This is a genomic window from Aurantiacibacter zhengii, from assembly GCF_003584125.1.
GTDB lineage: Bacteria > Pseudomonadota > Alphaproteobacteria > Sphingomonadales > Sphingomonadaceae > Alteraurantiacibacter > Alteraurantiacibacter zhengii.
In genome coordinates this window covers 416,671-436,029 of the sequence record NZ_QXFL01000002.1, presented here as the reverse complement: position 1 = coordinate 436,029, position 19,359 = coordinate 416,671, and the positions used below count along the sequence as shown (strand labels likewise).

Here is a 19,359-nt window from a genome sequence, read left to right as displayed (position 1 = left end):
GCCTATCAGGGTACGCCGAAAGTCCAGCCCTCGGTTCTTGCGATCTCGCCCGTCATCGCTTCTGGCGACCACAGGGCCGGGTCATGCGCCACAGTGCGCAGCCACGCTGCAGTGACCAGCGCGTCGCTGCTATGATCATCGATCGGACCAGTGCCGCCGACAGGTTCGCTGCCGAGATTGCGCAGGGCCATGTTCAGTTCCTCGTAGCTGCGCATCTTGGCGCGCCCCGCGGTGCGACCGCCGGCAATGGCGGCCAGCGTCGTGTAGATTTCCACGATGACGGGGCCGGTGGCGGGAAGCGGGTCTATCGGCCAGACAGGTACCTCGCCCTGCAGGGCGTGAAGCATCCGCATTCCGGTAAGGCTCGACTTGCCGACCTGCGCCGCGCCCACGAGATTAAAGTTGGAATAGGGTTTGCAGCCCTGCTGCGCCTGCGCGATCTCAGTGACGCGAAAGCGCCCCCGGCCACCGCCGAAGAGGTCCCCCTCGCGCCCGCCGTGACGACGGAAGTGGCGGCTGATCCGGGGATGATCGACGAAGCTGGAGACGGAAAGGTGCTCGTCCTCGCCGCTTATCCGTTCGACCAGGTCCCAAAGCGAGCGGGCATCGGGCGGGCTCCCCTCCCAACCCGGAAAGAAGGCACCTTCGTCGACAAACGGCAGCGATATGCCCAGATCGAGGCCCACCAGCGTATCTTGCGGCAGGTCATCGCGCAGGACATGGAGAACCTCCTCGCGGCTCCAACCCTTCTCGCGCGTCACCAGCATCGGGGGACCGCCCGACGCATCCGCCACGGCCATGGCGATGGCCTTGTGCCGTGCGCCCACGGCCCCCGACCAATCGATAGCGACGAAATGCGTGAAGCGGCTCACCCCCGCTCGGTCCGCAGCTTGTTCCAGTAGTCGAGACGCTTGGCGATCTCGCGCTCGAAACCACGTTCGACCGGTTCGTAATAGGACTGCGGCTCCATTTCGGAGGGCCAGTAATTGTCGCCGGAGAAACCATCTTCGGCATTGTGATCGTAGGTGTAGCCCTTGCCGTAGCCGACATCCTTCATCAGCTTTGTCGGCGCGTTGACGATGTTCATGGGCGGCATCAGGCTGCCGGTTTCCTTCGCGCTTCTGAAGGCGGCTTTCTGGGCTTTGTAGACAGCGTTCGATTTGGGGGCGGCGGCGACGTACAGGCACGCCTGGACAAGGGCGAGCTCGCCTTCGGGGCTGCCCAGGAACTGGTAGGCGTCTTTCGCCGCCATGCACTGCGTCAAAGCCTGCGGATCGGCGAGGCCGATATCCTCCACCGCCATGCGGATCAGTCGCCGGGCCACGAACAGCGGTTCCTCGCCTGCCACCAGCATGCGCGCCATGTAATAGAGCGCGGCCTGCGGATCGGACCCGCGAACGGCCTTGTGAAGCGCGGAGATGAGGTTGTAGTGACCCTCACGGTCCTTGTCGTAAACGGCAACACGGCGTTGCAGGAACTGACCCAGCGCGGCGGGATCGAGCGGCGCGTCGATCTTCGCGGCGTAGAGCGTTTCGGCCTGGTTGAGCAGGAAGCGGCCATCGCCATCGGCTGATGCGACAAGCGCGTCCCTGGCCGCAGGCGTTACGGGCAGCGGACCTTCCAGCTCTTCGGCCCGGTCGAGCAGCTTGCCCAGAGCTTCGGCATCCAGCCGATGCAGGATCAGCACCTGTGCCCGGCTCAGCAGCGCGGCATTGAGTTCGAAGCTGGGGTTCTCCGTCGTCGCGCCTACCAGCGTCACCAGTCCGCGTTCCACGAATGGCAGGAAGCCATCCTGCTGCGCCCGGTTGAAGCGGTGGATCTCGTCCACGAACAGCAGCGTGCGCTGGCCGGCCTTCTGCGCCTGTTCGGCGGCGACAAAGGCCTTTTTAAGGTCCGCGACGCCGCTGAACACAGCGCTCACCGCCTCGTACCGCATCCCGACTTCCGCAGCGAGGAGGCGAGCAATGCTGGTCTTGCCCGTTCCGGGCGGACCCCACAGCACCATGCTGGAAAGGCGGCCCGCCGCCACCATGCGCCCGATCGCGCCATCGGCTCCGGTAAGGTGTTCCTGCCCAATGACCTCGGCAAGCGAGCGCGGTCGCAGGCGGTCTGCCAGCGGCGCGTCCTCTCGCACGGGTTCGGGCACGCTTTGCGGCGCTTCGTCGGCAAACAGGTCGGCCATCGGGCTTATGTAGCGGCTTGCCGCGCGGGATGTAGGGCGCGCGGAAGTTTTTTCTCAAGCCACCTTGTTACGATAGGTCTAAGATATATCTTAAAGACGTTGGGACTGACTGGAGATCGAACATGAGCAAGAGCAGCAGAAAACCGCCGCGTCCGCCGCGCCCGCCCCGCGCACCGAAGAAACCCGGCAAGCCGAGTTCGGCGCACCGCGACGAAGAAGTCGTGGAGCCCGAGGATATCGAGCCTGTCGATGACGAGGGCGAGGACTTTGATGTCGAAGTAGAGATCGAAATCGATAATGCTGACGATGAAGACTGGGAAGATGGCGGCCCGCGCCGCTACCGTCATCGTCATCGCCATCGTTACAACGCTGAAGACATGCTGGGGATGGCCGGAATTTTCGGCAAGGACGGGCCGTTTGGGCCCAGTGGTCCGTTCGGACCTGGCGGCATGTTCGGCAAGGATGGCATGTTCGGCCCTGGCGGTATGTTCGCGAAAAGTGGCAGGCCCGGGAAGCGATATGGCAACGGCGCTCGTAGCGACGAGGCCCCGCGCCGGCGTCGCCTGTTCGGGCCGGGCGAACTGCGCCTGGTACTGCTGGCCATGCTGGCAGAGGAGCCACGCCACGGCTACGAACTGATCAAGGCGCTGGAAGAAATGACCGCCGGTTCCTATTCGCCCAGTCCGGGTACGATCTATCCGACCCTGCAAATGCTGGCGGACGAGGGCGCGATTGCCGAGCAGGACAGCAAGGATGCCAAGAAACTGTTCCAGGCCACTGATTCCGGCCTTGCCGAACTGGAAGATCGCCGTGACGAGCTCGAGGAGCTTTGGAATCGCCTTGGTCGCAAGCGCGAAAAGGCACGGCCCAGCGGGTCGGCCGAACTGTTTCGCGCGATGGGCAATCTTGCCAACGTCATCAAGAACAAGGCTGCGGACGGCAAGCTGAAGGACCTCGACAAGCACCAGGTCGTCGATCTGATCGACGAACTGGCCCGCAAGATTGAACGGCTGTGATTGTTTAAGGTAATTCCCTGTTTCGGGTGGACATGCTAGCTTCGCCCGAAACAGGGGAGTTGACGATGGCAACCTTGAACCGCCCGGCGACGCCGTGGCACCTTTGGGTAATCGGTATCCTGGCGCTGCTGTGGAATGCCTTCGGCGCGTATGACTACCTCATGACGCAAACGCGGAACGAGGCCTACATGTCGGCCTTCACGCCGCAGCAACTAGAATACTTCTACAGCTTCCCCGTCTGGATGGAGGCGTTCTGGGCAATCGGTGTGTGGAGCGCGTTTCTTGGCGCGATACTGCTGGTCCTGCGCAGTCGCTTTGCAGGCTATGCCTTTGTCCTCGCTCTTGTCGGGTTGGCGGGTTCGTCCGCTTATCAGTTCACCAATCCCGCACCAGAAGGTGTGCTGGACGGCACTGGACTGATCCTGACCGTGGTAATCTGGGCAAGCCAGATCTTACTGGCCATCTACGCCTTCGCCATGGCGCGCCGCGGCGTACTACGCTGACTTGCCGCTTTTCTGCCGCGCCGCAATCAGGCGCAGGTAAGTGTCTGCCACCGCGCCGTTGATGGTGTCCCAGTCGTAGGCGTCGGCGCGCCTGGCGCCAGCCTCGCCATGGGCGCGGCGCAGGTCCGGGTTGGCCGCATAGGAAGCCAAGGCGTCGGCATAGGCATCAACATCACGCGGGGCGACGAGGTGGCCGGTCTCTCCCTCCACCACCAGGCTGGATGCGCCTGTTGCGTCGGCAGCCACCACCGGAACGCCGCAGGCCATGGCCTCCAGCGTTACGTTGCCAAACGTCTCTGTAACCGATGGGTTGAGCAGCACGTCCATGCTGGCGACCGCGCGGCCCAGGTTTTCGCCCTGCTGGAACCCGACGAACTTTGCTTCGGGCACCTTGCCTGCGAAGAATTCCTTCGCCGGGCCTTCGCCGATGACCAGAACCTGGTGCGGAACGCCGCGCTTCCGCAGTTCCACCATCGTCTCGGCGAAGATGTCGATACCCTTTTCCAGCACCAGCCGGCCGAGGAATCCGACGGTCATGTCATCGTCCGCAATGCCCTGCGCCCGGCGCCATTCTAGATCGCGGCGAGTAGGGGTGAAGATCGTGCGGTCGACCCCTCGCGACCACGTGCCGATGTCACGGTGCATGTTCTGTTCGCGCAGCTCCTCGATCATGCTGGCCGAGGGCGCCACGATCGCATCGCAGCGGTGGTAGAACCGCCGCAGAAGGGCGACAAATACGGGCTCGATGAAGCCGAAGCCGTAATAGCGCGGATAGGTCTCGAACCGGGTGTGCACGCTGGCAAGCACGGGAATGTCATGTGCCCGCGCCCATGTCAGCGCGCGGTGTCCGGCAACATCGGGGCTGGAAATGTGAACGATATGAGGGTCGAACTCCGCCAGGTTGGCCTTGATCTGGGCGTTCAGCCCGGTGGAGAACTGGTATTCTCCCCGTCCGGGAATCGGTACCGACGGCAGGCTTACCAGTTCGCCCGCGGGTTCGAAGGCGGGGGTATCGGTGGTCGGCGAATAGACGCGCACCTCGGCACCCTGCCGCAGCAGGTAATCGACGAGCCGGTTCAGAGCCTGGTTCGCGCCATCGCGGACGTAATTGTAGTTCCCGCTGAACAGCGCGACACGAAGATTACTCACATCCATCGGTCTCCCCCTAGGCGAGCCTTGCGCGCTTGGCGAGAGGGAAGGGACGGCTTCGCGTGTGCATTATGCAAGGAGCGGCGAGGGCGCTTCATATCGCAGTTGACTAATGATCAAAGCAGTAATAACTAGATTGAACATTAGTCAGATGAGTGATTCGATGACCGACGAACAATTCCTTTCCAGCTACGATCCCGCCGCCTTTCCGCGCGTCGCGATAACGGCGGATACAGTGCTTTTCAGCGTGGTCGACGGGAAGCTCGTCGCCGTGCTGCAACGCCGGGCGCAGGCACCCGCCAAAGGTAGCTGGGCACTGCCGGGCGGCTTCGTGCGTGAAGGGGAGGGGCTGGACGAGGCTGCCGCCCGCGTGCTGGCGACCAAGGCTCACATAGAACGGATCTGGCTGGAACAGCTCTACACCTTCGGCGCGCCCGACCGCGATCCGCGCATGCGCGTGGTGACCGTCGCCTATTTCGCGCTGCTGGCGGCAGAGGTGGTCCAGTCCGCAGTGGACGCGCACGACGATCTGATGCTGGTCGACGTGGCCCGGCTGCCCGATCTCGCCTTCGACCACGCCGAAATTCTTGCCGCCGCTGTCGAGCGGCTGCGCGGGAAGATCGACTATGTCCCGCTCGCCTTCGCGCTGCTGCCCGAAATGTTCACCTTGCGCGAATTGCAGCAGGTTCACGAGGCGATCCTCGACACGCAATTCGCCAAACCCGCCTTTCGCCGCCGGATGATCGACCAGGGTTGGATCGAACCGACAGGAGAATACGAGACCGCCACCCCCTATCGCCCGGCGGAACTGTACCGCCGCAGAACCGACAACGCCTGAAGGAGACCGATCATGGCAAATATCACTGTTTACGGCCCGCTCGCCATGCTGCGCGCAGACCCCAGCCAGCACGTGCTGCGCTATGCCAATGGCCGCCTGAAGGCGAGCGGGCGGGGCCTCGTGTTCTGGTTCGCCCCGGCCACGGCCAGCCTCGCAGAGGTGCCACTGGACGACCGCGAGATGACGTTCTTCGCCAAGGGGCGCAGCGCCGACTTTCAGGATGTCAGCGTGCAGGGCATGATCGGCTGGCACGTCGCCGCGCCGGAACTGGCGGCCGAGCGGATCGACTTCAGTATCGATCCGCGTAACGGACGGTGGAACGCGCGCCCTGTCGAAAGCATCGAGACGCGCATCAGCGGCATCGTTGCGCAGGCCGCACTGGAATATCTGGCGAAGGCGCCGGTTCAGGCCTTGCTGGATGCCGGGGTCGATCCCTTGCGCCATGCCATCGGTGTGGCGCTGGCCGATAATCCGGGCCTGTTGCAGATCGGGGTAGAGGTCGTCAGCGTACGTCTGGCGAACCTTGCGCCAACTAGCGAACTGGAACGGGCGCTGCAGACGCCCACGTTCGAAGCGTTGCAGCAGAAGGCGGACGAGGCGACCTTTGCCCGCCGCGCGCTGGCGGTCGAGAAGGAGCGCGCCATTGCCGAGAACGAGCTGGCCACCAAGGTCGAGCTTGCGCGGCGGCAGAAGCTGCTGACCGCGGAAGAAGCGGAGAACGCCCGCGACGAAGCGCGCGGTGCCGCCGAAGCCCTGTTGATCGAGGCCGAAGCCGACGCAGCGCGCATTCGCGCGGTGGAAGAGGCCAGGGCAGCGGCAGAGCAGGCACACATGGCCGTCTATCGCGACCTTCCCCCGCAGGTCCTGCTGGGCCTTGCCGCGCGGGAGTTTGCCGCCAAGGTGGATCGTATCGAACACCTGAACGTGACGCCGGACATGCTCGCCCAGCTGGTGCGCGAATTCGGCGCTGCCCGGGCGCCCGCTGCTCCGGCGATCGAGGGCTAGGGCGATGGCGACGCTGCCCCCGCGCGCGGTCTTCGTGACCAGGCAGTCCGAATACGACTGGCTGATTGCACGGCACGCCACGCGCGGGCAGGCGCGGTTCTTTCTGGAACAGCGCGGCCAGTCGCTGGCGGAGGTCGAAGCCCGGCACGCGGCGCAGGAACGCGCCGTACACGCCGCCCATGCTGCCTTGCCGGACGAATGGCGTCATGCAGACATCCGCCGCGAAGACCTCGACCGGTTCCTGTTCACCCCCGAAGACGTGGTGGTGGCCCTGGGGCAAGACGGCCTAGTGCCCAATGTCGCCAAGTACCTGTCCGGGCAGAAGGTGATCGGGATCAATCCGGATCCCGCCCGCTACGACGGCGTGCTGGCGCGCTTCGCGGTGGAGAACCTTGCAGACCTGCTGGTGCGGGCCTGGCACGACGATGCCGAGGTGGAAGCGCGGACGATGGCCGAAGGGCGGCTCGATTCAGGGGAGCGCTTGCTGGCCCTGAACGAACTGTTCGTCGGTCACCGCAGTCACCAGTCGGCCCGCTACCTTATCGAGGATGGGGGGAAGGGCGAGGAACAGAGCAGCAGCGGACTGATCGTTGCAACCGGGACCGGCGCAACCGGATGGGCGCGTTCCATCATGCTGGCGACGGGAGTGGACCTGCCGCTCGCTCCGACACGAACCGCCTTGGGATGGTTCGTGCGAGAACCCTTTCCCAGCGTCGCCACGGGCACGACCATGCGGGCCGGATTGCTGGAAAGCGGCAGGCTCGCGCTCACCAGTCGCATGAACGATGGTGGCGTGGTTTTCGCTGACGGCATGGAAGCGGATTTCCTCCACTTCGGCTGGGGCCGCAAGCTGGACATCGGCGTGGCGTCCGAAAGGCTGAACCTGGTGGTCGGGTGATCCGTAACACACGCCTTGTCCCCCGTGTCACTGAAGGAACCGGCGGCGGGGCTACCCATTATCGGTAGCATGATGAAGTGGCCCCCAAGTCTCACCGTGCTGACACTGTTACTGGGTGCCTGCTCGCAGTCGTCCGAACCATCTGAAGATGCCGCGCAGCCCGCGCCCGAGGCGACCCCGGTGGCTGAGGAGCCATCCCCGAAACCGGAACGCACCATTGATCCCGACGTAGAGGCCGCCGGATCGCAGGATGAAGCGCGCGCCGATGCGGGCGGTATGCAGGATACGATTCCCGAGCGGTTCCACGGCCTTTGGGCCGAAAGCGATGCCGACTGCGAAATCCGCGGCCACCAGCGATACGAGATTGGAGCACGCGAAGTGGGCTTTTTCGAAAGCACCGGCATCGTGCAGAACGTGCGGGCGGATGGCGACTACGCCGCTGCCACGCTGAGCGAGCAGTATGGCGACGCGCCGCCAGCCGAATATGTGTTCTACATGGCGCTGGAAAGCGCGGACGTCATGCGTATCCGGTACGATGACGATCCGCGCTTCCGTATCTACCGCTGCCCGTAGGCGCGCCGGTCAGGAATCCTGCGACGACCGCTTGGCGCGCTTACGCTCGTGCGGGTCCAGGTGGACCTTGCGCAGGCGAATGCTCTCAGGGGTAACTTCCACGATCTCGTCGTCGCCGATGTAGGCAATCGCCTGTTCCAGCGTCATCTTGCGCGGCGGGGTCAGGCGGATGCCTTCGTCCTTGCCGCTGGCGCGGAAGTTGGTGAGCTGCTTGCTCTTGAGCGGGTTCACCTCGAGATCTTCGGGCTTGGCATTCTCGCCGATGATCATGCCCTGGTACAGCTTCTCACCCGGGCCGACGAACAGTACGCCGCGTTCCTCGATGGTGTTGAGCGCGTAGGCCATGGCCTCGCCCTGTTCCATCGAAATCAGCACGCCGTTCTGGCGCCCGGAAATCTTGCCCTTGTGCGGGCCATAGCTGTCGAACAGGCGGTTCATGATCCCCGTGCCGCGCGTGTCGGACAGAAATTCGCCGTGATAGCCGATCAGGCCGCGCGACGGGGCGAGGAAGATCAGGCGGGTCTTGCCGACGCCGCTGGGGCGCATCTCGGTCATCTCGGCCTTGCGCTGCGCCATCTTCTCGACGACCGTGCCGGAGAATTCGTCATCCACGTCGACCACCACGGTTTCGTAAGGTTCCAGCTTCTGGCCGTTCTCCTCGCGGTACAGCACGCGCGGGCGGCTGATGGAAAGCTCGAAGCCCTCGCGGCGCATGGTTTCGATCAGCACGCCAAGCTGCAATTCGCCGCGACCGGCGACTTCGAAGGCGTCCTTGCCGCTGCTTTCGGTCACGCGGATGGCGACGTTGCCTTCGGCCTCGCGCTCCAGCCGCTCGCGGATCACGCGGCTCTGCACCTTGCTTCCCTCGCGGCCCGCATAGGGGCTGTCGTTGACGGCAAAGGTCATGGAGAGGGTGGGCGGATCGATCGGCGAGGCGTGGATCGGCGTGGTGACGTGCGGGGCGGCCAGCGTGTTGGACACGGTGGCATCGGTGAGGCCCGCGACGGCGACGATATCGCCAGCCTTGGCGTGGAGAACCGGCTCGCGATCCAGCCCGTTGTAGGCAAAGACCTTGGTGGCGCGGCCCACTTCCACGACCTTGCCGTTAACGTCCAGCGCGCGGATCGGCATGCCGGTTTCCAGACGACCGCTCTCGATACGGCCCGTCAGAATACGGCCGAGGAAGGCGTCGCGATCCAGCAGCGTTGCCAGCATGGCGAAATCGCCATCGGGATCGAGATCCGGGGCGGGCACGTGGCTGACGATCAGGTTGAACAGCGGCAGCAGGTCGCCCTCGCGCGCTTCGGGATCCTCGCTGGCGTAGCCGGAGCGGCCCGAGGCGTAGAGCACGGGGAAATCGAGCTGTTCGTCGTTCGCTTCCAGGTTCACGAACAGGTCGAAAACCTCGTCCAGCACTTCGCTGGCCCGGGCATCGCTGCGGTCGATCTTGTTGACGACCACGATGGGCTTCAGGCCCAAGCCCAGCGCCTTGCCGGTGACGAACTTGGTCTGCGGCATCGGCCCTTCGGCGGCGTCAACCAGCAGGATGACACCGTCGACCATGGACAGGATGCGTTCCACCTCGGCGCCGAAGTCGGCGTGACCTGGGGTGTCGACGATGTTGATGCGATAGGAATGCTGGCCGCCCTCGGGCTTCCATTCCACGCTGGTGGGCTTGGCGAGAATCGTGATCCCGCGCTCCTGCTCCAGTTCGTTGGAATCCATGGCGCGTTCCTCGACGCGCTGATTCTCGCGGAAGGTGCCGGATTGGCGGAAAAGCTGGTCGACAAGCGTGGTCTTGCCATGGTCGACGTGGGCGATGATCGCCACGTTGCGAAGGGGGGCGGACATGATCTGTGGTTTCCTGGGCTACGGCGGGCGCACAATGCTGCACCTGCGAATTGGCGCGCCGATAGCCTATGCAGCCTCTCGCCGCAAGCCGCTGTGGGGTGGATCGGTTAACGTATACGTCAGACCCCTCCATGTTGCGCGAATGTAACACAGGCCGTTTCTTCCGTAACCGCCCTGTTAACTGTCGATTGTGCGAACCTTTTCACGGCTCTATCCATGGGCAGACCAATAGAGGTCGCTTGAGGCGCGCTTATTGTCAGGAAGGCAGAGCGCGCTTTCGAGGGAGAGATGGAGAATTCAATGACCAGCAAGACCGCCGGCGTGGCCGGCTTTTCGCGCAAGTGCCTGTGTGGCGCTGCCGCCATCGCCCTGCTTTCGCCAGTCGCCGCCTTGGCGCAGGACGAAGCCGAAGCCGGGCAGGATATCTATCCCGAAGAAGGCGGCGAGGAGAGCAACCAGGGTAACAGCATCATCGTTACCGCATCCAAGCGCGAACAGACGCTGCAGGAAGTTCCGGTCGCTGTATCCGTGACCAGTGGCGAGACGCTTGAGCGCGACCAGATCCGTGACATCCGCGATCTTCAGACCGTTGTCCCCTCGCTGACCGTCGGCCAGCGCCAGTCTTCCGCCAACACCGGCTTCTTCATTCGCGGCTTCGGCAACGGGGCCAACAACGCCGGTATCGAGCCCTCGGTTGGCGTTTTCATCGATGGCGTCTATCGCAGCCGTACCGCCTCCTCCATTTCCGACCTTCCCAACGTGCAGCGCGTCGAAGTGCTGCGCGGTCCGCAGTCGACCCTGTTCGGCAAGAACGCGTCCGCCGGCGTGATCTCGGTATCCACCGAAGCGCCGCAGTTCGACCTCGGCGGCTCGGCAGAGCTGACCTACGGCAACTACGACGCGGTGGTTGCTCGCGGCTACGTGACCGGTCCGATCACCGATGTCGTCGCCGTCAGCGTGGGCGCGGGCCTGAACAAGCGCGACGGCTTCTTCGATGACCTGGGCACCGGCAACGATGCCAACAACCGCGACCGCTGGTATGGCCGGGCGCAGGTGCTGGTCGACAACGGCGTGGATTTCAGCATCCGCCTGATTGCCGACATCGACAAGATTGACGAAGTCTGCTGCGGCGTCGTGAACGTGCAGAACGGCCCGGCCACTGCCGCCGTGCTTGGCGTAGGCGGCATGGTAACGGATCCCAGCGATCCTTTCGCCGACGTGATCTACAGCAACTTCGATTCCACCAACGACATCGAGAACCGCGGCGTTTCCGCGCAGATCGATTACGAGTTCGGTGATTTCACCTTCACTTCGATCACCGCCAGCCGCACGACCGAGGCCGTGACTTTCCAGGATTCGGACTTCACCAGCGCCGACCTGATCTATCCCAACTCGCAGGATTTGGAGATCGACACCTTCACGCAGGAATTCCGCATCTCGGGCTCCATCGGTGACCGTGTCGACCTGCTGCTGGGCGTCTTCTACATCAACGAGGATGTCGAACAGGCGAACCAGCTGCTGTACGGTGCGGACTTCCGCAACTACGCCAACCTGCTGGTGACGAACCTTTCGGGCGGCGCCTTCGCGCTATTCCCGACCCCCATCGCACCCGGCGCCACCCCGCTGGAGCAGGTTTTCAGCCAGTCCTTCGGCACCAACTACGTAGGCACCTTCTTCAACGAAGGGCAGGGCTTCACCGAGGCTTACACGCTGGATTCTGAAGCCTATTCCTTCTTCGGCCAGGTCGATTTCGAACTGTTCGACGGCCTGGTGCTGACGCTGGGCGGCAACTACACCGACGACAGCAAGACCTTCACGCAGGACGCGGTTTCGACCGACGTGTTCTCGGCCATCAATTTCGATGCGCCGCAGCTCGCACCGTTCCGCGGACAGGTGCTGACCCAGGGTGCCGTGGCTGCAACCGTGGGTGCGCAGCTGGGCCTTGGCCGTTCCGCCACCGCAGCCGAGGTGCAGGCCTTCGCCACCGGCACCAGCCCGGCTGGCGCTGCCGGTGCTGCCGCATTCCCGACCATTCTGGCCGGTGCGCAGCAGTTTGCCGCAGCCAACGTCAACAACCCGCTGGCGAACCCGCTCAATCCGCTGCGCGCGCTGCAGTTCCTGCCGCCGTTCCTCGGCGTTCCCAACGCCGTGGAAGATGGCAGGATCAACGATGATAACTTCAGCTATTCGGCACGCCTCGCCTATGACGTGACGCCGGATGTGAACATCTACGCCAGCTATGCGACCGGCTTCAAGGCGAGCTCGGTGAACCTGTCGCGCGATGCCCGTCCCTCGATCGCGGATCGCCAGGCGATCCTCGCTGCCGGGCTGGGCCTGCCCAACCTGACATTCGGTTCGCGCTTTGCCGGTCCGGAAAAGTCGAAGGTGATGGAAGTCGGCGTGAAGGCCAACTTCGACAGCTTCTCGGCCAACCTGACCGTGTTTGACCAGGAGATCGAGGGTTTCCAGTCCAACATCTTCACAGGGTCGGGCTTCGTGCTGGCCAACGCAGGTAGCCAGTCGACCTGGGGCGTGGAGTTCGAAAGCACGTTCTTCCCCACGCCGGACCTGACGCTGAACGCCGCCGTCACCTACCTCGACCCGACGTTCGACAGCTTCCTGCAGTCGGCCCAGGGCGATATTTCGGGCACCCGTCCTTCGGGCATCCCGGAATGGACGGTGATCGTAGGCGCTCAGTACGAAGCCGATGTGGGCGGCGGCCTGCTGATCCCGCGCGTGAACTACTTCTGGTCCTCCGAAACGCAGCTGGTCGAAGGCCTGCCCGCGTTCGCAGTGCGCGGTCCGGATGGTACCATCACCGACGGCCAACCTGCTATCGACGCCGGCCTGCCGTTCACCTCGCAGGTAGACAACCTGACCGCGTCGCTCACCTACGAGTGCGACTGTGGCCTGTCGCTATCCGTCTGGGGTCGCAACCTCACCGACGACCGCAACCTGGGTACGGTGTTCGATACCCCGGCCCAGCCGCGCAGCGTATCGGGCTACCCGAACGATCCGCGCACCTACGGTGTTACCGGTCGTTTCCGCTTCTAAAACAGCGGCTTAAATGAAATGCGGAAAGGGGGCCCTGGTGGCCCCCTTTTTGTTGCGCGCATCCGGTTTTCGTGGTCGAACGGTTGCGCATGGCAACGACAGGGGAATCGCAGTGTCGCTCAGCATCAGTGGGATAATATCGCAGACTTTCAGCATGACCATGCAGCGGATCGGATCGCTGCTGGGGGTGTGGGCGGTCTATTTCGGACTACAGCTTCTTCTGGTGTTCCTGATGTTCGGCGTCATGGGCGGCACTTTCATGATGGCGGCCGGCATGGAAAGCCCGCTGGCTATGGGTGCCGGCGCCATCCTGACGATGATCCTGGTCTATGTCGCCTACCTGCTCCTCTACATGGCGCAGACGGCCTCGCTGGTTCACAACGCATCGCCCGTGCACGATCCATCACTGGGCGATTCGATCACGGCAGGTTTCCGGGCCATGCCGACCCTGCTCGGCCTCGCGCTGCTTCTGTTCGTCGCCTACATTGTCGCGCTTTTCGCCATCGGCATTGTCGGGGCAATCTTCTCGCTGGCAGGCGATGCCGGATCGGTCCTGTTCCTGATCGCCGTGTTCCTGGGGATGATATACATTTCCTGCCGTCTTGCGCTGATGTTGCCCGTCATCGCAGTTGACGGTGTCGGCAACCCAATTACCGCCATCAAGCGCAGCTGGAGCCTCACCAGTGGCCACGTGGGCAAGATATTTGTCGTTATCCTGCTGTTCGCTGTCATCGTGACGCTGGCTTTCCTCGCGCTGTTCGCCTTGATGGGGGGCAGCATGATGGGCCTGGCAGGCAGCGCAGCCGGTATGGATGCGGCAGGTGCCAGCATTGGCGCAGCAATGATCGTGTTCTTCATCGGCTTTTTGCTGCTGATGATCCTGATGGCGCTCGTGTCTGCAGCCTTCATGGCCGTGCTGCATTCATCCCTGGTTGGGCCGGAAGCGGTGGCGGAAACCTTCGCCTGAAGGCTCCGCCAGCGCGGGCGCGTTCCGGGCACAAAAGGCTCGCGCCCTTACAGAGAGCGTAGCGTCTGCGCCGGGCGGGCGCGCAGCAGCGGCAGCGATGCCCCCAGGGCGAATGCCAGCACCAGCACCAGTCCGCCGCCAAGCACGGTTAGGATTTCGGTCCAGTCGGGCAGCCAGTCGAATTCGAACATCTGCACGATAACCAGCCATGCAACGCCGGTGCCCAGGGCCAGCGCAACACCCGCCAGCACTGCGGCCAGCAGCCCGAACTCGGCAAATTGCAGGGCCAGCAGCTGGCCCCTGCTGGCACCCAGCACGCGCAGGATGACCGTGTCGTAGATGCGCGCTGCGCGGGCAGCCGCGATCGCACCCAGCAGTACGGCGATGCCCGCCAGCACCGCGACAGAGGCAGCAGCGAGGATTGCCAAACTCACCTGGTCGAGGATCGTGCGCGCTTCGGTCAGCAGCGGGCCGACTTCGATTACGCTGGACGATGGGAAGGCTCGCACCAGTTCGCGCAGCAGGCCGCTCGCCTCGGTCCCTTCGGGCAGTTCTATCGTGGCGGCGAGGTTATGCGGCGCTGCCTCGAAAGTGTTAGCGGAGAACACCCAGACATTGTTGAAGCCAAGGCTTTCCCAGTCGATCCGTCGGGTGTTGGCAATGCGGGCAGTGAATTGCACGCCCAGCACGTTGACCGTAATCAGATCGCCGATCGCGATACCGGCCGCCGTCGCCAGTTCCTCGTCCACCGAAACCAGCGGTTCGCCGGAATAACCCTCGTCCCACCACTCGCCAACGGTGAGTACGTTGCCCTCCGGAATCGTGTCGGAGTAGGTGAGGCCACGCTCTCCGCGCAGGCCCCAGGTTCCCTCGCGCTCCTCCATGTCGGCGACGCGGGTCATGTCCCCTTGCGGACCGAAGGCGATGATTGAACCGCGCAGCGTGGGTACGGTGTTCACGGTGGCTGCGGGCGCAATGTCTGTAACGATAGTGCGGAACTGCTCCACGCCGTCGCGTGGCACGTCGAGCACGAAATAGTCGGGCGCACGTTCGGGGACAGAGCGCTGGATGTTGCCGTCGAGGCTGCTTTGCACACCCGCCAGCAGCACGAAGGCGGAAAGTCCGAAGCCCAGCGCCGTGACCAGCGAACCCGTTGCCGCGCCGGGGCGGTAAAGATTGGCGATGGCAGCGCGAACGATCGGATTGGAAGGACGCGGCAGGCGAGCCGCCGCCTTGCGGATGGCGAAGCCAAGCAGCGCCAGGAAGCCCAGGATCGCGGCGGCCCCGGCCAGGAAGAGGGCGGAAAGCTCGGGATTGGTCGATCCGATCACCGCCAGCGCCACGATACCGGCAATGCCGATGGCAACGGGCACTGCGGCCGCGCGCCATTGCTGCGTCAGCGGCGATACGCGTGCGCGCATCAGCGCCATGGCGGGAAAATCGCGGGCGCGTATCAGCGGGGGCGCGGCGAAGACGAGAGCAACCAGCAGGCCGAAGGCGGCGGCGCGCAGCAGCGCCAGCGGGTCGAACACGAAAGCGGTGGTTACCGGCAGCAGCGAACCCAGTGCATTGGCCAACAGCGGTGTTACCAGCACGCCCGCCACCAACCCGGCTACAGCACCGACAAGTGCCGCGATGCCGATTTCCAACGCGTAGATGCGTGCGATGTCCCGCGATGTCGCGCCCAGGATCTTGAGAGTGGCAATCGAATTGCGCCGCGCCTCCAGATAGGAATTCACTCCGCCGCCAATGCCGATCCCGGCGATCACCAGCGCGGCAAGGCCGACCAGTGTCAGGAATTCGCCCATGCGGCTGACGAAGCGATCCGCACCGGGGGAAGCGCGGTTGCGGGTGCGAAAGTCAAACGGGCTGTCGGGAAAGGCCTCCTGCATCGCCTCCGTCACTTCGTCCGGATCGCGCTCTCCATCGAAAGCCACGCGGGTCTTGGTCTGGAACATCGAGCCCGGCGCGACGAGGCCGGCAGCTTCGGGGAGCGCCAGCGGTACGATGACGGTCTGGCCCAGCGCGAACCCTTCGGACAGGCGGTCGGGCTCTTCCGCGATGATCCCTGCAACAACCACCTGCTGCGTACCTAGAGTGATGGTGTCGCCCGCCGCTACGTTTAGCCGTTCCGCCGCTCCTGGGGCGAGGTAGGCTTGCCCGGCCACCGGCGCACTGGCGCTGGTGCCGTCTGTCAGCAACAGGTCGCCGTACATCGGATAGTTCGGCGCGACCGCCTTCAGTTCAACCGGCACGGCGGCATCGAGCGTGGTGGCCATGGCCTGCAGGCGGTATCCGGGGGAGACTTTGCCCAGTCCTTCGAGGTAGGCCAGTTCCTCCGCGCTGGGCATCCGCTGCCACAGTTCCACTTCCATGTCGCCGCCCAGGATCGCCTGCCCCTGGCTGTCGAGTTCGCCCTGTATAGCGGATGTGAGGCTGCCGATGGCCGCGAGCGCGCCAACGCCCAGGAACAGGCACACGAGCAGCAGCCGCAGGCCGCGAAAGCCGCTGGCGAGGTCGCGCCGGGCGATGGTCCAGGCGGTGCGCCAGCCCATGCCGGTCACGCCGCCCCGGAAACCTTGGCAGTGTCGGAAGCGATCTTGCCGTCGGCCAGCGTCACCACCCGGTCGCACATTTCGGCCAGGTGGCGGTCGTGCGTGATGATTACCAGCGTGGCACCGGTCTCCTCTCGCCGTTTGAACAGCACGTCTACCACGCTGTCCCCCGTGGTCGCATCGAGGTTACCGGTCGGTTCGTCGGCGAAGATCAGCGGCGGGCGCGGCGCGATGGCGCGGGCGATGGCGACGCGCTGCTGTTCGCCGCCGGAAAGCTGGGCCGGGTAATGGGTGAGGCGGTGGCCGAGGCCAACCGATTCCAGTTCCTGCGCTGCCCGGTCCCACGCGGTTTCGTCGCCGGCCAGTTCCATCGGCACGGCCACGTTCTCTATCGCCGTCATTGTAGGCAGCAGGTGGAAGGCCTGCAGCACGATGCCGATGCGGCCCCGGCGGGCGAGGGCGAGGGCGTCCTCGTCAAGCGCGGTGAAATCTTCGCCTGCTACCAGCAACGAACCGGAGGAGGCCTGCTCCAACCCGGAAAGCACCGCCATCAGCGAGCTTTTGCCACTGCCCGATGGGCCGAGCAGAGCGAGTGTTTCGCCTGCCGCGACCTGCAGGTCGATGCCGCGCAGGATCTCTACCGCCGCCTCGCCCTCACCAAGGGTGAGACGCAGGTCTGTGGCGGCGATGACGGGTTTCGCAGTGTCAGGACTTGTCACGGGGCGGCGATGGCATAGCTATGGGGCATGAGCAAGCGAGTCCTAAGTCGGTGGTATAGGCCCATCGGCGCTTCGTCGATCCTGGTCCCTCTCGCGCTGGCGCTGGCCGCCTGCGGCGCAGAAGCGCCGGTTGCAGAAACCGAGACTGCCGCTGCGACCGAGGCCGAACTGGAAGCGCCGCTGCCCGTGATGGGGCCGGAACGGGTGATTCTGGGTTTCGGGAACAGCCTGATGGCAGGCTACAACGTAGAGGAAGCGCAGGGCTATCCAGAGGTGCTGGAACGCGCGTTGCGAGGGCGCGGCATCAACGCCAGCGTGATCGACGCGGGCGTGTCGGGCGATACGACGGCCGCGGGTCGCCAGCGCATCGCCTTCGTGCTCGACAACGCGCAGGCCGATATCGATCTCGCTATCATCGAACTGGGCGGGAACGACCTGTTGCGCGGCATCTCTCCCGACCAGACCCGCCAGAACCTGGCCGCCATCATCGAGGAAGTGCAGTCGCGCGATATCCCCGTCCTGCTGATGGGCATGCGTGCGCCGCCAAACCTGGGCGCGGACTACGTCGGCCAGTTCGACAGCATGTATCCGGCCCTGGCGGAGCAATATGGCACCGCACTGGTGCCTTTCTTCATGGAGCCGGTGTTTGACGATCCCGACCTGATGCAGGCCGACCGCATCCATCCCACGGCCGAGGGTATCGAGGACATGGTTGCCGCCACGCTGGACACGGTGGCGGAAGCCCTGCCCGACGAAAAGAGCTAGACCCGTTCGGCCCTGCCAGAGGTCACTCTCCAGACGGCGGCTTCGTCCAGTATCCCTTCGAACGGCGCGCGCTCGGTGCCTGTAAGCCAAACCTGCGTGCCGCTGGCGCGCAGCCGGTCGAACAGGGCATCGCGGCGTACGGGATCGAGGTGGGCGGCCACTTCGTCCAGCAGCAGCACACCGGGGCGCCCGCGTGCGGCGAGTTCGGCGTGGGCAAGGGTGATCGCCACCAGCATCGCCTTCTGCTCCCCGGTCGAACATTCGGCGGCTGCCATCATCTTGCCTGCCATCGTGACGCCCAGCTCGTCGCGGTGAGGGCCAGAAAGCGTGCGCTGCGCCGCCCGATCGCGGGCGCGGGTATCGCCCCAGTGACCGGCCAGACCTTCACGGGTCAGTTCCCCGCCGGCTTCGTAAGTCAGCAGGGGTCGCGCGAAGGGTGCCTCGGGTAATTCGGCCAATCGGGCGGTAAGCGCGCCGACAAGGCGGGCACGGCCCTGTGCGAGACCCGCGCCGACTTCCGCCATCTGCGCTTCGATCGAATCCATCCACGCCGGATCCGGCTCACGTTCGTCCGACAGCAGCCGATTGCGTTCCCGCAGCGCAGCCTCATAGCGGCTGGCGTAGCGCGCATGCGCGGGCTCAAGAGCGACGGCCAGACGATCCATGTAGCGGCGACGCGCACCGGCACTTTCGGCGAAAAGGCGATCCATGGCCGGTGTCAGCCAGCCCATGGCCAGCCACTCGCCCAGGCTGATCGCGGTCGCCTCCGCTCCATTGACCTGCACGATGCGCCTGCCGGGCCGATCAGCGGCCATGCCCGTGCCAAGCTTCACCGGTTCCCCGCCGTCGCCCGTATTGAGCGAGACGCTAGCAGCAAAGCCGCCCGGGCCGTCCTGCGCGGCCATGTCCGCCAGGGATGCCCTGCGCATGCCGCGACCGGGTGCGAAAAGGGAGAGGGCTTCGAGAATGTTGGTCTTGCCCGCGCCGTTTTCACCCACGAGCAGGTTAAGCTGGCGGGCGTCATCCAACTGGGTTCCGGCGTGATTGCGGAAGGTGGAAAGGGTGATGCGATCAAGCGCCATGGTTGCGGCTGCACCAGTATTCCAGCGGGCCCGCTCACGCCACAGGAATTACGGGCGCTGAAAGTTGGTAAAAATTCCCAACATATAGGTTTGCGCGGTGCCGAACCTTTCTACAGGCTGAACAAAAATGGCAGAATTCTGCGGTTTTTCAAAACTGGCACGCCCTCTGCAATGTTAGGGACATGGGACGAAACAGTTCTGA

General features: G+C 64.5%; 16 protein-coding genes. 9 read left to right on the top strand and 7 right to left on the bottom strand.

Going from position 1 to position 19,359, the window contains the following annotated elements:
- Window positions 1–5: 5 nt before the first annotated feature.
- A complete protein-coding gene (locus D2V07_RS05705; protein WP_119585610.1) occupies window positions 6–872 on the bottom strand; it encodes a DUF2267 domain-containing protein in 867 nt (288 codons plus the stop codon).
- Complete coding sequence (locus D2V07_RS05700) at window positions 869–2,182, bottom strand: replication-associated recombination protein A (RefSeq protein ID WP_119585608.1); 1,314 nt, start codon at window positions 2,180–2,182, stop codon at window positions 869–871. Before D2V07_RS05700 ends, D2V07_RS05705 begins: the two co-directional genes overlap by 4 nt.
- 122 nt (window positions 2,183–2,304) lie before the next feature.
- On the opposite strand from D2V07_RS05700, the gene D2V07_RS05695 reads away from it, so the two are divergent.
- Window positions 2,305–3,198 (top strand): PadR family transcriptional regulator, encoded by an 894-nt coding sequence (locus D2V07_RS05695; protein ID WP_233548263.1) that lies wholly within the window; start codon window positions 2,305–2,307, stop codon window positions 3,196–3,198.
- A 65-nt stretch (window positions 3,199–3,263) separates the two neighbouring features.
- Complete coding sequence (locus D2V07_RS05690; RefSeq protein ID WP_119586100.1) at window positions 3,264–3,701, top strand: hypothetical protein; 438 nt, start codon at window positions 3,264–3,266, stop codon at window positions 3,699–3,701.
- Here D2V07_RS05690 and D2V07_RS05685 read toward each other — a convergent pair.
- Window positions 3,693–4,856, bottom strand: a complete 1,164-nt coding sequence (locus tag D2V07_RS05685) for a glycosyltransferase family 4 protein (RefSeq protein ID WP_119585606.1) — start codon at window positions 4,854–4,856, stop codon at window positions 3,693–3,695. The two genes, D2V07_RS05690 and D2V07_RS05685, sit on opposite strands and share 9 nt — an antisense overlap.
- A 145-nt stretch (window positions 4,857–5,001) precedes the next feature.
- Here D2V07_RS05685 and D2V07_RS05680 point away from each other — a divergent pair, with 145 nt between their 5' ends.
- From D2V07_RS05680 to D2V07_RS05665, 4 genes are all read left to right on the top strand, one after another.
- A complete protein-coding gene (locus tag D2V07_RS05680; RefSeq protein WP_233548262.1) occupies window positions 5,002–5,688 on the top strand; it encodes an NUDIX hydrolase in 687 nt (228 codons plus the stop codon).
- Window positions 5,689–5,700: 12 nt separating this feature from the next.
- Window positions 5,701–6,693 carry an SPFH domain-containing protein gene (locus D2V07_RS05675; protein ID WP_119585602.1) on the top strand — a complete coding sequence of 331 codons (993 nt, stop codon included), beginning with the start codon at window positions 5,701–5,703 and terminating at the stop codon, window positions 6,691–6,693.
- A 4-nt stretch (window positions 6,694–6,697) separates the two neighbouring features.
- Window positions 6,698–7,591 (top strand): diacylglycerol kinase catalytic domain-containing protein, encoded by an 894-nt coding sequence (locus D2V07_RS05670; protein ID WP_119585600.1) that lies wholly within the window; start codon window positions 6,698–6,700, stop codon window positions 7,589–7,591.
- 69 nt (window positions 7,592–7,660) lie between these two features.
- Complete coding sequence (locus D2V07_RS05665; RefSeq protein ID WP_147366911.1) at window positions 7,661–8,164, top strand: hypothetical protein; 504 nt, start codon at window positions 7,661–7,663, stop codon at window positions 8,162–8,164.
- Window positions 8,165–8,173: 9 nt separating this feature from the next.
- Here D2V07_RS05665 and typA read toward each other — a convergent pair whose 3' ends face one another.
- Window positions 8,174–10,015 (bottom strand): translational GTPase TypA, encoded by a 1,842-nt coding sequence (gene typA, locus D2V07_RS05660; RefSeq protein ID WP_119585596.1) that lies wholly within the window; start codon window positions 10,013–10,015, stop codon window positions 8,174–8,176.
- Between the two features lie 300 nt (window positions 10,016–10,315).
- On the opposite strand from typA, the gene D2V07_RS05655 reads away from it, so the two are divergent.
- Window positions 10,316–13,069 carry a TonB-dependent receptor gene (locus tag D2V07_RS05655; RefSeq protein ID WP_119585595.1) on the top strand — a complete coding sequence of 918 codons (2,754 nt, stop codon included), beginning with the start codon at window positions 10,316–10,318 and terminating at the stop codon, window positions 13,067–13,069.
- A 154-nt stretch (window positions 13,070–13,223) separates the two neighbouring features.
- Complete coding sequence (locus D2V07_RS05650; protein ID WP_158586775.1) at window positions 13,224–14,036, top strand: glycerophosphoryl diester phosphodiesterase membrane domain-containing protein; 813 nt, start codon at window positions 13,224–13,226, stop codon at window positions 14,034–14,036.
- Between the two features lie 47 nt (window positions 14,037–14,083).
- On the opposite strand, the gene D2V07_RS05645 is transcribed toward D2V07_RS05650, so the two are convergent.
- Both D2V07_RS05645 and D2V07_RS05640 read right to left on the bottom strand, forming a co-directional pair.
- Window positions 14,084–16,591: an ABC transporter permease gene (locus D2V07_RS05645; protein WP_119585591.1), complete on the bottom strand. Its 2,508-nt coding sequence runs from the start codon at window positions 16,589–16,591 to the stop codon at window positions 14,084–14,086.
- A gap of 5 nt (window positions 16,592–16,596) precedes the next feature.
- Entirely contained in the window at window positions 16,597–17,310 is a 714-nt protein-coding gene (locus tag D2V07_RS05640; RefSeq protein WP_119585589.1) for an ABC transporter ATP-binding protein, read from the bottom strand.
- Window positions 17,311–17,337: 27 nt separating this feature from the next.
- Here D2V07_RS05640 and D2V07_RS05635 point away from each other — a divergent pair, with 27 nt between their 5' ends.
- On the top strand, window positions 17,338–18,075 hold the full coding sequence (locus D2V07_RS05635; RefSeq protein WP_119585587.1) for an arylesterase: 738 nt from the start codon (window positions 17,338–17,340) through the stop codon (window positions 18,073–18,075).
- Here D2V07_RS05635 and recF read toward each other — a convergent pair.
- Window positions 18,072–19,157 (bottom strand): DNA replication/repair protein RecF, encoded by a 1,086-nt coding sequence (gene recF / locus D2V07_RS05630; protein ID WP_119585585.1) that lies wholly within the window; start codon window positions 19,155–19,157, stop codon window positions 18,072–18,074. The two genes, D2V07_RS05635 and recF, sit on opposite strands and share 4 nt — an antisense overlap.
- Window positions 19,158–19,359: the final 202 nt, after the last annotated feature.